Origin of the sequence: Pseudomonas sp. KCJK9111, from assembly GCF_046231935.1 — a bacterium.
Classification (GTDB): domain Bacteria; phylum Pseudomonadota; class Gammaproteobacteria; order Pseudomonadales; family Pseudomonadaceae; genus Aquipseudomonas; species Aquipseudomonas parafulva_B.
This window is the reverse complement of record NZ_JBJJMO010000002.1, coordinates 1-12,204: the sequence shown is the minus strand read 5'-3', so window position 1 is coordinate 12,204 and position 12,204 is coordinate 1. Positions and strand designations below refer to the sequence as shown.

At 59.2% G+C, this 12,204-nt stretch carries 10 protein-coding genes and 4 tRNA genes; 1 reads left to right on the top strand and 13 read right to left on the bottom strand.

Annotation, left to right across the window (positions count from 1 at the left end):
- Positions 1-71: 71 nt before the first annotated feature.
- Together ACK59L_RS01020 and ACK59L_RS01015 are read right to left on the bottom strand one after the other, a co-directional pair.
- Complete coding sequence (locus ACK59L_RS01020) at positions 72-851, bottom strand: CHAD domain-containing protein (RefSeq protein ID WP_409271307.1); 780 nt, start codon at positions 849-851, stop codon at positions 72-74.
- A gap of 14 nt (positions 852-865) precedes the next feature.
- A complete protein-coding gene (locus ACK59L_RS01015; RefSeq protein WP_023536014.1) occupies positions 866-1,144 on the bottom strand; it encodes a hypothetical protein in 279 nt (92 codons plus the stop codon).
- 163 nt (positions 1,145-1,307) lie between these two features.
- Here ACK59L_RS01015 and ACK59L_RS01010 point away from each other — a divergent pair, with 163 nt between their 5' ends.
- A complete protein-coding gene (locus tag ACK59L_RS01010) occupies positions 1,308-2,348 on the top strand; it encodes a patatin-like phospholipase family protein (protein ID WP_409271304.1) in 1,041 nt (346 codons plus the stop codon).
- Positions 2,349-2,422: 74 nt separating this feature from the next.
- On the opposite strand, the gene ACK59L_RS01005 is transcribed toward ACK59L_RS01010, so the two are convergent.
- From ACK59L_RS01005 to ACK59L_RS00955, 11 genes are all read right to left on the bottom strand, one after another.
- Positions 2,423-4,294 (bottom strand): SurA N-terminal domain-containing protein, encoded by a 1,872-nt coding sequence (locus ACK59L_RS01005; RefSeq protein WP_058603782.1) that lies wholly within the window; start codon positions 4,292-4,294, stop codon positions 2,423-2,425.
- Between the two features lie 183 nt (positions 4,295-4,477).
- Positions 4,478-4,750 (bottom strand): nucleoid-associated protein HU-beta, encoded by a 273-nt coding sequence (gene hupB / locus ACK59L_RS01000; protein WP_058603781.1) that lies wholly within the window; start codon positions 4,748-4,750, stop codon positions 4,478-4,480.
- A gap of 150 nt (positions 4,751-4,900) precedes the next feature.
- Entirely contained in the window at positions 4,901-7,297 is a 2,397-nt protein-coding gene (lon, locus tag ACK59L_RS00995; RefSeq protein ID WP_058603780.1) for an endopeptidase La, read from the bottom strand.
- A 161-nt stretch (positions 7,298-7,458) separates the two neighbouring features.
- Positions 7,459-8,742, bottom strand: a complete 1,284-nt coding sequence (gene clpX, locus ACK59L_RS00990) for an ATP-dependent Clp protease ATP-binding subunit ClpX (protein WP_409271301.1) — start codon at positions 8,740-8,742, stop codon at positions 7,459-7,461.
- Positions 8,743-8,850: 108 nt separating this feature from the next.
- Positions 8,851-9,492, bottom strand: coding sequence for an ATP-dependent Clp endopeptidase proteolytic subunit ClpP (gene clpP / locus ACK59L_RS00985; RefSeq protein ID WP_023536171.1), 642 nt, complete (start codon positions 9,490-9,492; stop codon positions 8,851-8,853).
- A 90-nt stretch (positions 9,493-9,582) separates the two neighbouring features.
- Positions 9,583-10,896, bottom strand: a complete 1,314-nt coding sequence (gene tig, locus ACK59L_RS00980; protein ID WP_196134872.1) for a trigger factor — start codon at positions 10,894-10,896, stop codon at positions 9,583-9,585.
- 246 nt (positions 10,897-11,142) lie between these two features.
- On the bottom strand, positions 11,143-11,442 hold the full coding sequence (locus ACK59L_RS00975) for a DUF6388 family protein (protein WP_409271298.1): 300 nt from the start codon (positions 11,440-11,442) through the stop codon (positions 11,143-11,145).
- Positions 11,443-11,739: 297 nt separating this feature from the next.
- A tRNA-His gene (locus ACK59L_RS00970) sits at positions 11,740-11,815 on the bottom strand.
- A 36-nt stretch (positions 11,816-11,851) separates the two neighbouring features.
- Positions 11,852-11,936: transfer RNA gene (locus ACK59L_RS00965), tRNA-Leu, on the bottom strand.
- 51 nt (positions 11,937-11,987) lie between these two features.
- Positions 11,988-12,063: transfer RNA gene (locus ACK59L_RS00960), tRNA-His, on the bottom strand.
- Between the two features lie 41 nt (positions 12,064-12,104).
- Positions 12,105-12,181, bottom strand: a tRNA-Arg gene (locus tag ACK59L_RS00955).
- Positions 12,182-12,204 lie beyond the last annotated feature (23 nt).

The window sequence follows — 12,204 nt, the reverse complement described above, 5'->3', positions numbered from 1 at the left end:
GGGCAGCTCCTGGACGGGTAACGGATGTCCATCCTAGCCGGCTCTAGCCCCCGCAGCAGCCTTCATATCGGTCATTGTCCGGGCTTGTGGTGGGCCAACGCCTCACCCAACGCGTCCAGCGTGCTGTCCGACCGACGCTCGGCCTCTTCCAGTTCGTGTGCCCATCCGCTGATGCAGCCAGCCAGATCGGCATGCTGTTGCGCTTGCAGCAGCCATTGCAGACGGTCATGCCAATCCCCCAGATCGCCCTGCGCGCGTTTCAGGGTGCGCTGAAGCTTCTTCGGGGCGTGGCCGAACTGGGGGTAGGCTTCGTCTGCGTACCGCGCCCGTTTGATCAGCAACCGCAACCGGTGGCGATCGTGCTCGGGATCTTGCAAGGCCGCGGCCAGTTTGCGCCACTGTTTGCGCAGGCGTTTCTCGATATGCTTGTCCAACCCCTGAATCAGGCCATCGCGCTCTGCGCCACGCACAAACGCGGGAAACGCATCAACCGTCGCCAGCAGCCGGGTCAGCTGCGGGCTGCGTGCGACGCTGGCATAAGATGGTCCTCGCCCTTGCAGACGCCTGCGGCCAGCTTGCTCGGCCCCCTGGGTAATGAGGGCGGCGCCCAGCACCTCGCCATCGCGCAGCGGCGTGGTGAGCGTTCCAAGGGCCTTGGCAGCACTTTCGAGAGGCTCCACACCCGGCAGCCCGCGTAGCGGTCGCACCAGGCTGCGCAGGCGGCGCACGCTGGTGCGCAGGTCGTGCAAGGCTTCACTGTCGGTGTCGACCGCCAGGCGCTCGCGGCACGCCAGGAGCCTGACGTGCAAGGTGATGATCTGGGCGATGAGGTGATCAATCATGTCAGACACGTGGCAACCCTCGATCAACGGCCGGCACGGGACTCACGGATGTAGAAGCGTGCTTTTTCAGCCTTGCGCGTGCAGCTTTCGTAACCCTCGAATTGCTGTTGCGTCTTGGCGCCAGTGAGCAGCGACAGCGCCTTGGAGTAGCTCACGGCCCCGGCAAAGCCTTCAGCCTTGGCCAGATCGAGCTCCTTCCAGGCGGCGTCCAGTTGTGTGGCACAGCTGTCACGGTACGCCGTCTTGCCAGCGCAACCGGCAAGGGTCAGGGCAATCAACGGCAGGCAGATCCAGGCTTTCATCGGTTAAACCTCTGAGGGAAAGAAACAATGCACGTTCGACGCCAACCCGTTGCAAAAGTGCCCGCTTGGCTTCGCAAGCCACGTGCTCGACAGGTTGCGCATTGATGCCGAGGGTGCGATGCGTGCATTGTAGGGTTTAAGTCGCGAATGCTGAGGGAAGTTGATGAACAAACGCGTGGCATTGGTGCTCGGATCAGGCGGGGCCAGAGGGTATGCGCACATCGGCGTGATCGAGGAACTCGAACGTCGCGGATACGAAATCGCCTGCATCGCCGGGTGCTCCATGGGAGCGGTGGTTGGCGGCATCTACGCTGCAGGCAAGCTTGAGCAATACAAGCGCTGGATCGAGAGCCTGGACTATCTGGATGTCCTGCGCCTGGTGGATGTGAGCTTCAGTCTGGGCGCCATCCGAGGCGACAAGGTTTTCGGCCAGATCCGCAAGATAGTAGGCGACATCGACATCGAGCAATTGCGCATTCCCTATACCGCCGTTGCCGCTGACCTGACCAACCAGCAGGAGATCTGGTTTCAGGAAGGCTGCCTGCATCAGGCCATGCGTGCCTCGGCTGCCATACCCAGTCTGTTCACGCCTGTCGTTCAGGGTAACCGCATGCTGGTCGACGGCGGCATCCTCAACCCGTTACCCATCGTGCCCGTGGTATCGAGCCATTGCGACCTGATTATTGCGGTCAACCTCAACGCGACCAACCAGAAGCACTATCAACTTCCGGTGATAGAGCGGCCTGCAGCCTTCAAGATGCGATTCGATGCACTGATCAACTCGCTTGGCTCGCACCTGCCATTTCGCCGCAAGCCCGCCGAAGAATTGGTCCGTATCGAAAAAGGCATGGCCCGCGACCGTTTTCCGCCCGTGAACCCTTGGCTGGCCGAGTCGGCAGATCCACAGGCGCAGCAGCCCACCGCTGCACCCGAAAGCGAAGGCGCGCCCAAGTCTGCCACCGGCTCGTTCATCATCGACAACGTAGGGCCCGCCTCGCTGCTGGACTTGATCAACCAGAGCTTCGAAGTCATGCAGACTTCACTGGCGCAGTACAAGATCGCCGGCTATCCGCCTGACGTACTGATCAATGTGCCCAAACGTGTGTGCCGCTTCTTCGAGTTTTACAAGGCGCCCGAGCTGATCGCGCTGGGGCGCGAGATTGCACGCGACACATTGGACAATCATGAGGGCGTCAAGCGCTAACGCTAGCGGCGCCTTCGCTCAGGTAAAAAAAACAGGCCGCTTGCGGCGGCCTGTCGGGTATTTCCAAACAGCTTTTAGTAACGCGTGATGTCCGCGTTGGCCTCCAGCTGTTTGCGGTAGGCGGCGAAGTCCTGCTGACCAGCACGAGACGCCAGGTAGCGGCGGATCTGCTGCTTCTCTTCATCCGTGGCCGCAGCACCGTCATTGACGCCCTTGAGTTGCAGCACGACCAGGCTGCCATCACGCAGCACGACGCTGCCATAGACGGGTTTATCCTTGGCTTGCGGCTTGCCGAGACGGAACAATGCCTGCAGCTCGACAGGGTCGATACCGTCCTGACCACGCGAGACGGCTTCATAGGGCTTCCAGCCCTGGCCTTCCTGAACGCTCGCAGGGGCGATGGAGCCATCCCGCAGACCCGCGATCAGCTTGTCCGCCTTGGCCTTGAGGGCAGCGGTGGCTTTCTCCTTGGCCAGGTGCTCGCGGATGTTCTTGGCAACCGTTTCCAGTGGCAGCTGCGCAGGCTTACGGTGTTCCTTGACGCGCAGTACCACCGTCGTCTCAGGGTCAAGCTCGATGGCGGTGCTGTTGGCACCCTCTTCCAGCACTTCCTCCGAGAACGCTGCCTGCACCACAGAGCGGTTGGCAGTGATGCCGTCGCCGCCTTCGCGGCCGAACGGAGCGGACGTTTGGACCTTGAGGTTCAAGTCCTGGGCCGGCTGTACCAGGTCGGAGGCCTCGTAAGCGGCGTCCTGCAACTGCTTGCTGGCGTCCACGTAGCGCTGCTCGACCAGTGGCGTCTTGAGGTCGCGGGTCAGCTTGTCTTTCAGGCTAGCGAAGCTCGGCACCTCGGGCGCCTCGACGCCAAGCAGCTTGATGATGTGATAGCCGTATTCGGTACGAACCGGAGCTGAGACCTGCCCGTCGTGCAGCTGATACAGCGCCTGTTCAAACGCCGGATCGTACACACCAGGGCCGGCAAAGCCGAGGTCACCGCCGTTGGTGGCCGAACCTGGATCCTGGGAAAACTCCTTCGCCAACGCGGCAAAATCTTCACCCTTGGCCAGGCGCTGTTCGATTTCGTCAGCACGCGCTTTGGCCTGGGCATCGGTCGTCTTGTCGTTGACCTCGATGAGGATATGCGCGGCGCGGCGCTGTTCGGCAAGGTTGGCGATCTCCTTCTCGTACTGAGCCTTGAGCGCCTCGTCAGTGACTTTGGCTTGGTCGAAGAAGGACGATTTCTTGAGCTCTACGTAGTCGATGACGACTTGGTCAGGCGACATGAACTCCTTGGCATGGGCGTCATAGTGCTGCTTGACCTCTTCGTCGCTGACCTTGATCGCGGCCGGGTCGGCCTTGAAGGTCAAGGACGCGAAATCGCGGGTCTGCTTTTCAAGGCGTGCGAAAGCGTCGACTTGCTGATCGGTTACGAAGCTACTGCCGGCGATTCCGGCACGTAACTGCCCGATGAGCATTTCCTCACCGAGCATCTCGCGAAACTGCATACGCCCATAGCCCATCTGGCGGATGACCTGATCGAAACGGTCGCTGTTGAACTTGCCGTCAACCTGGAATTCCGGCGTTTGCAGCATGACCTGATCCAGCGCAGCGTCGGAAAACGCGAACTTGGCGTCTTTGGCACCCTCGAGCAACAGCTTGCGGCTGATCAGCCCCTTGAGGGCCTCTTCACGCAGCAGCTTGTCGTCAAGCAGCGCAGGATCGAAGTCCTTACCCAGCTGTTGCACCAACTGGCGGCGCTGCATGTCGGCCGCCTGGCTCAACTCGTTCTGGCTGATCGTTTCGCCGTTGACCTTGGCAGCATCCTGACTGTGGCTGGCGGCTTGGAAAATGGCTTCGAACCCGGTCAATGCCATCAGCACGACAATGAGACCGATGATGGTTTTGGCAATCCAACCTTGTGAATTGTCCCTGATATTTTGCAGCATGCGTCCCCCAGAGACGGCTGTACCACTGCGTCGACAACCGCGGAGCGTGGGTAGAGTCCTGATAAAAGAAAGGCGCATCCGAGGATGCGCCTTTTCTTAGCATACGAATCAGGCGGGAACGTTTGCGTCCCGCCTTCAGCGTGCTCGGACCTGGCCAGGCCGGGTCCGGCTGAAAGAGACGACTTAGTTGACGGCGTCTTTCAGGCCTTTACCTGCCTTGAAACCTGGCACCTTGGCGGCAGCGATCTTGATCGCCTTACCGGTCTGCGGGTTGCGGCCGGTACGCTCAGCACGATCCTTGACAGTGAAGGTGCCGAAGCCGACCAGAACGACATCGTCGCCTTGCTTCAGGGCGCCGGTGACGGATTCGATCACTGCGTCCAGCGCTTTGCCAGCGGTGGCTTTCGAAATGTCAGCTTGTGCGGCGATAGCGTCAATCAGTTCCGACTTGTTCACTCGTAAGTCCCCTTGTGCTCTATTGAGTATGTTTCTAAGTATGTAAAGAAAGCGTGTGAAAACGGTGCTGGGTGGCCTGATGACAATAACGTGCCGCTTTATAGCAAGGCGCCGAAAATACTGTCAAGAAAGCCCCCCAGGCTAAAACTGCTAGTGCGTGCTAATTCTTTCCTTTGCCTCAGTGTCGCGCTTATCGTCCTTCGCGACAATGTCGGAAGCCACATCTGGCAAGGGCTCCGGGGCGTATTGCAGCGCAATTTGCAGGACTTCGTCAATCCATTTGACCGGTTTGATCTGCAGATCCTGTTTAATATTTTCTGGAATTTCCTTGAGGTCGCGCACGTTCTCCTCAGGAATGATCACCGTCTTGATGCCGCCCCGGTGAGCGGCCAGCAGTTTTTCCTTGAGCCCGCCAATGGCCAGAACCTGGCCACGCAACGTGATTTCGCCTGTCATCGCCACATCCGCACGTACGGGTATTTGAGTCAGGGCCGACACCAGCGCGGTGCACATACCGATACCTGCACTTGGGCCATCCTTAGGGGTGGCACCTTCGGGCATATGAATGTGAACGTCGTGCTTTTCATGGAAGTCGGCTGCGATCCCCAGGCTACGGGCGCGGCTACGCACCACTGTCTGCGCAGCCGTAATCGACTCGACCATGACGTCACCGAGCGAGCCGGTTTTGATCAACTGACCTTTGCCAGGAATGACCACGGACTCGATGGTGAGCAACTCGCCCCCCACTTGCGTCCACGCCAGACCCGTCACCTGGCCGATCTGGTCCTGCTGCTCGGCAAGGCCGTAGCGGAACTTGCGCACGCCCAGCAGGTGTTCGAGCTGCTCGCCGGCGACCTTGACCTTGACCTGCTTCTGCCCTGCGTGCTCCTTGACGACCTTGCGGCAGACCTTGGCAATCTGACGTTCAAGACCGCGCACACCCGCCTCGCGCGTGTAGTAACGAATGATGTCGCGGATGGCCGAGACATCGATCTCCAGCTCTTCTTTTTTCAGGCCGTTTGCCTTGACCTGCTTGGGCACCAGGTATTTGACTGCGATGTTGATTTTTTCATCTTCGGTGTAACCCGGAAGACGAATGATCTCCATCCGGTCCAGCAATGCTGGCGGGATATTCATCGAGTTAGAGGTGCACAGGAACATCACGTCCGACAGGTCGTAATCGACCTCCAGGTAGTGATCGTTGAAGTTGTGGTTCTGCTCGGGGTCCAGCACCTCGAGCAGTGCCGAGGCCGGGTCGCCGCGCATGTCGCTGCCCATTTTGTCGATTTCATCGAGCAGGAACAGCGGGTTACGCACGCCCACTTTGGTCATCTTCTGAATCAGCCGCCCGGGCATGGATCCGATGTAGGTCCGGCGATGGCCACGGATTTCAGCTTCATCTCGTACCCCGCCCAAGGCCATGCGCACGAATTTACGGTTGGTCGCAGCGGCGATGGATTCGGCCAGGGACGTCTTGCCCACGCCAGGTGGGCCAACCAGGCACAGCACCGGACCACGGATTTTCTTGACGCGCTTTTGCACGGCAAGGTACTCGAGAATACGGTCCTTGACCTCTTCCAGACCGTAGTGGTCTGCATCGAGAATGTCTTCGGCCTTGGCAAGGTCCAGGCGCACCTTGCTCTGGGCTTTCCAAGGCACCTGAACCAGCCAGTCCAGGTAGGACCGCACCACGGTGGCCTCAGCCGACATCGGCGACATCTGCTTGAGCTTGTTCAGCTCGGCCTGGGCTTTGGTCATGGCGTCTTTGGGCAGGCCAGCGGCTTCGATACGCTTTTTCAGCTCCTCGAGCTCGTTGTGACCCTCATCACCATCGCCAAGCTCTTTCTGAATGGCCTTCATCTGCTCATTCAGGTAGTACTCGCGCTGGCTGCGCTCCATCTGCTTTTTCACCCGGCCGCGGATGCGCTTTTCGACCTGCAGCAGGTCGATCTCGGCATCGAGCAATGCCAGGACATGCTCGACCCGCGTTGGCAGGTCGACGATTTCCAGAATTTCCTGTTTCTGCTCGATCTTCAGGGCCATGTGGGCAGCCATGGTGTCGACCAGGCGCCCGGGCTCATCGATGCTATTGAGCGAGGACATCACTTCGGCTGGCACTTTCTTGCCCAGTTGCACGTACTGCTCGAACTGCGAAAGCAGCGTGCGCACGAAGACTTCCGATTCGCGCTCGACAGCCTCGGTCTCGTCGATCAGAGACACTTCAGCGCGCACATGGCCGTCGACTTCACTGAAGCGCTCGACAGTACCCCGCTGCTCGCCTTCGACCAGCACTTTAACGGTACCGTCAGGCAGTTTCAGCAGCTGGAGCACGGTAGCTACGGTACCAACGCGGTATAGCGCGTCTTCGCCCGGATCATCATCAGCCGGGTTTTTCTGGGCGAGCAGGAGAATCTGCTTTTCGCCCGTCATCGCGGCTTCGAGGGCCTCGATGGATTTCTCACGCCCCACAAACAGCGGGATGACCATGTGCGGGTAAACAACGACGTCGCGCAATGGCAAAAGAGGCAAGTCGAGGGTGGTCTTCATGATTTCGCCTCTACAGCGGCCTTAGTGGCCGGAAACCGTGGAATTGATGTTTGGACCTAATGTGGGGGTACACCCGCGAAATTACAAGCGCTGGCGCAGGAAAAGCAAAAAGGGGGCCCTAGGCCCCCTCTGTGCTACGCGGTCAGGTGACCTGCCCTGAATCAGGCGTCAGGCGCTGCCTTGGCTTGCGGCTCGCTGTTCTCGTAGATCATCAGCGGCTGCGAGGTACCCTCGATGACGCTTTCATCGATCACCACCTTGCTGACTTCCTTCGCAGAAGGAATCTCGTACATGGTGTCGAGCAGCACCCCTTCCAAGATGGAACGCAGGCCACGGGCGCCAGTCTTGCGCTCCAAAGCTTTGCGAGCAACGGCCTTGAGCGCATCGCTGCGGAACTCGAGGTCGACGCTTTCCATCTCGAACAGCTTGGCGTACTGCTTGGTCAGCGCGTTCTTGGGCTCGGTCAAGATCTGGATAAACGCTGCTTCGTCCAGCTCATCAAGCGTTGCCAATACGGGCAAGCGCCCCACGAACTCGGGGATCAGGCCAAACTTGACCAAGTCATCAGGCTCGACCTCACGCAGAGATTCGCCGACTTTCTTGCCCTCCTCCTTGCTGCGCACTTCAGCACCAAAGCCCATACCACCTTTGGTGGAGCGGTTCTGAATGACCTTTTCGAGACCAGAGAATGCACCACCGCAGATGAACAGGATATTGCGGGTATCAACCTGCAAGAACTCCTGTTGCGGGTGCTTGCGACCGCCCTGTGGAGGTACGGAGGCAACGGTGCCCTCGATGAGCTTGAGCAAGGCTTGCTGCACACCTTCACCCGAGACGTCACGGGTGATGGACGGGTTATCCGACTTGCGCGAAATCTTGTCGATTTCGTCGATGTAGACAATACCCATCTGGGCCTTTTCCACATCGTAGTCGCACTTCTGCAGCAGTTTCTGAATGATGTTCTCGACGTCCTCACCCACATAACCAGCTTCGGTCAGGGTGGTGGCGTCCGCGATTGTGAACGGTACGTTCAACAAGCGCGCGAGGGTTTCGGCGAGCAGGGTCTTACCCGAGCCCGTAGGGCCGATGAGCAGGATGTTGCTCTTGCCCAGCTCGACATCGTCACCCTTCTTGTCACGCTGGTTCAAGCGCTTGTAGTGGTTGTAAACCGCCACGGCAAGCACCTTTTTCGCGCGTTCCTGACCAATGACGTACTGGTCGAGGATACCGCTGATTTCTTTCGGCGAAGGCAATTTGTGCGCGCTGCTTTCGGCCTGAGCTTCCTGCACCTCCTCGCGGATGATGTCATTGCACAGGTCGACGCACTCGTCGCAGATAAATACCGAGGGCCCGGCAATCAGTTTGCGCACTTCGTGCTGGCTTTTGCCGCAGAAGGAGCAATAAAGCAATTTGCCGCTGTCCTCGCCGTTACGGGTGTCAGTCATTCGATCGATCCAATCCGGTAGGCTTGCAACACAAGATGAAGGCAATTGCGGGCTTTTTCAAGTCCGCAGGCAGGCGCATCATGCGCCTACCTGCCCTGGCCTCCCGCTTCAGGAAGCCAGTTGCCGCTTGTCGTATACCGAGTCGATCAGGCCGTACTCGGCTGCGCGCGAGGCGCTCATGAAGTTGTCACGCTCGGTGTCGCGCTTGATGGTCTCCAGATCCTGACCGGTGTGGTAGGCCAGAAGCTCGTTCAGGCGCGCCTTGATGTTCAGGATTTCCTGGGCATGGATTTCGATATCGGTAGCCTGGCCCTGGAATCCGCCCAAGGGCTGGTGAATCATCACACGCGAGTTCGGCAGGCAGTGACGCTTGCCCTTGGCACCGGCGGCGAGCAGGAACGCACCCATGCTGCAGGCCTGGCCGATGCAGATGGTCGATACGTCCGGCTTGATGAACTGCATGGTGTCGTAGATCGACATGCCGGCGGTTACGGACCCACCCGGCGAGTTGATGTACAGATGGATATCCTTGTCCGGGTTTTCCGCCTCAAGGAACAGCATCTGTGCGACGACGAGATTGGCCATGTAGTCTTCGACCGGGCCAACCAGGAAGATCACGCGCTCCTTCAGGAGGCGCGAGTAGATGTCGTAGGCGCGTTCGCCACGGGCGGACTGCTCGATAACCATAGGGACCAGGCCGCCTGCAGCCTGGATGTCAGAGCTCTGCTGAATAAAAGAATTGCGGGACATGTCCTGCGCTCACTCCCAAATAGTCATGGCTTGAATACACACAAGCCAGCGCGAAGGCTGGCTTGTGGGGGCTTCCTGCGAAAAGACCGCTTACTCGGCTTCGTCAGGTGCCTGGGCTGGCTTGACGGCCTCTTCATACGAGACCGACTTGTCAGTCACAGTCGCTTTCTGCAGAACAGTATCCACAACTTGTTCTTCAAGCACAACCGAACGCACTTCGTTCATCTGCTGGTCGTTCTTGTAGTACCAGGCGATGACTTGCTCAGGCTCCTGGTAGGCCGAAGCCATCTCCTCGATCATCTCGCGAACCTTGGCATCGTCTGGCTTGAGGTCGTACTGCTTGACCACTTCTGCCACGATCAGGCCCAGCGCAACACGGCGCTTGGCTTGCTCTTCGAACAGCTCGGCCGGCAGCTGCTCAGGCTTGATGTTGCCACCGAACTGCTGAACCGCCTGCACGCGCAGACGATTGACTTCGTTTTCCAGCAAAGCCTTTGGCGCTTCGATCGGATTGGCAGCCAGCAGACCGTCCATGACCTGGTTCTTGACCTTGGTCTTGATGGCTTGGCGCAGCTCACGCTCCATGTTCTTACGAACTTCGGCGCGGAAGCCTTCCAGGGTCGATTCCTTGATACCGAACTGGGCGAAGAACGCTTCGTTCAGCTCAGGCAGCACAGGGGCCGACACGCTGTTGACGGTAATGGTGAACTCGGCGGCCTTGCCGGCCAGGTCCAAGTTCTGGTAGTCCTCTGGGAAGGTCACGTTGACGACGCGCTCTTCGCCAGCCTTGGCGCCGACCAGGCCGTCTTCGAAGCCTGGGATCATGCGGCCGGAGCCCAGCACCAACTGGGTACCTTTGGCCGAGCCACCGGCGAACGTTTCACCGTCAACCTTGCCAACGAAGTCGATGTTGAGCTGATCATCGGTTTGCGCGGCGCGCTCAACGGCTTCGAAGCGCGTGTTCTGCTTGCGCAGCACTTCCAGCATGTTGTCCAGATCGGAATCGGCGACTTCGGCGCTCAGGCGCTCGACGTTGATCGACTCAAGGCCGGCAACGGTGAACTCCGGGAACACTTCGAAGACCGCGACGAATTCCAGGTCCTTGCCTTTTTCGAACGACTTGGGCTCTACGGACGGCGCGCCGGCAGGGTTCAGTTTCTGCTCGACAATGGCTTCATAGAAGGAAGCCTGAACCAGATCACCGAAGGCTTCCTGGCGGGCATCGGCCTCGAAGCGCTGACGGATCACGCTCATGGGCACCTTGCCGGGGCGGAAGCCGGCAACCTTGGCGCGCTTGGCAGTCTGCTGCAGACGCTTGTTGACTTCGTTCTCGACGCGCTCAGCCGGAACGGCGATGGTCATGCGGCGCTCGAGAGCGGAAGTGTTTTCAACAGAAACTTGCATGGATATTCCTCGTTGCACAGACGTTAGCCGGCGTTAGCCCGACTCCAGAATCAAGGGCAAGCATTCTAGTGAGTCGCGCAGCAGAAGTCACCCCACTCGGGACGACCTGAAACAACGCCGGTCGATTAACTTTCAAGGGCCGCACGGCGAACCGCGCGACCTGTTTCCAGGAAGCTTGGCCAGACATTGCAACGATCACTTGCCGCAACATCTTGCTCAACAAATACACCTTGAACTGCACGCCCCTTATTCGGGCTCTATCTCGTTGAACTCGCAGTACTCCTCCCAGGACAACCCCAGCGCATCGGCCACCTCCCGGTGGGTCTCAAGTCGCATGGCCCGCAATTGCTCCGGGGTTTCGGCGATCAGCTCAAGTGCGAGCTCCCAGGGCTGGATACCTTGCTCTTCAGCGGCATCCTCGAACGCCCATTGGATTTGCTGCGCCTGCTCACGCGCATTCAGCGCGCGGATCTCTTCGAGCAAGTGAGGGTTCGCTTCAGCGAAACGCTGCAGCGCGGCAGCCTGGCGGGCTTCTTTTGCGATCATTGGCTATGTCCTGGTACTTCCCGCTTCACCGGGTTTCAACCGGCTGAAATCTATCAGCTTTTATTGGGGCGAAACCAGCGGATTGCAAGGGCGGCTTGCAATAAATAGTGGCGCCACGGCCCGAGGCAGCGCTGCCGAGCCATTAGGCAAGCCGGATGCCTGGGAGCGAGCCAGTCCAGCGCGTCGACCGCTCCGACCACCACAGGATCGACCGCGTCGCGCACCCACACAGGGTCCGGGCGCACCAAAAACAAAAGGCGCCCGATCTCGCGATCAAGGCGCCTTTCGTATTAAAGATGGGGTGGACGATGGGAATCGAACCCACGACAACTGGAATCACAATCCAGCGCTCTACCAACTGAGCTACGCCCACCATATTGCGGTGTAACGATACTGCCTTACTGAAGCATGGTGCGGACGAAGAGACTCGAACTCTTACAGCTTGCGCCGCTGGAACCTAAATCCAGTGTGTCTACCAATTTCACCACGTCCGCGTAACGCTTAAAACAAAGGCGCCAGTTACCGCGCGGCGCCTTCGAAGAATATGGGGTGGACGATGGGAATCGAACCCACGACAACTGGAATCACAATCCAGCGCTCTACCAACTGAGCTACGCCCACCATAACGCGTTCAAACACCTTGCTTGCCAAAGCTGCCTAAGTGGCGCACCCGGCAGGACTCGAACCTGCGACCATCCGCTTAGAAGGCGGATGCTCTATCCAGCTGAGCTACGGGCGCTTAAGCGTGAAGCCTAACCGAAC

Bases quoted from the DNA above. Each gene is read 5' to 3' on its own strand.
- ACK59L_RS01015 (WP_023536014.1), bottom strand. From the start codon at position 1,144: ATGAAAGCCTGGATCTGCCTGCCGTTGATTGCCCTGACCCTTGCCGGT.
- ACK59L_RS01010 (WP_409271304.1), top strand. From the start codon at position 1,308: ATGAACAAACGCGTGGCATTGGTGCTCGGATCAGGCGGGGCCAGAGGG.
- ACK59L_RS01005 (WP_058603782.1), bottom strand. From the start codon at position 4,294: ATGCTGCAAAATATCAGGGACAATTCACAAGGTTGGATTGCCAAAACC.
- lon (WP_058603780.1), bottom strand. From the start codon at position 7,297: ATGAAGACCACCCTCGACTTGCCTCTTTTGCCATTGCGCGACGTCGTT.
- clpX (WP_409271301.1), bottom strand. From the start codon at position 8,742: ATGACTGACACCCGTAACGGCGAGGACAGCGGCAAATTGCTTTATTGC.
- clpP (WP_023536171.1), bottom strand. From the start codon at position 9,492: ATGTCCCGCAATTCTTTTATTCAGCAGAGCTCTGACATCCAGGCTGCA.
- tig (WP_196134872.1), bottom strand. From the start codon at position 10,896: ATGCAAGTTTCTGTTGAAAACACTTCCGCTCTCGAGCGCCGCATGACC.
- ACK59L_RS00975 (WP_409271298.1), bottom strand. From the start codon at position 11,442: ATGATCGCAAAAGAAGCCCGCCAGGCTGCCGCGCTGCAGCGTTTCGCT.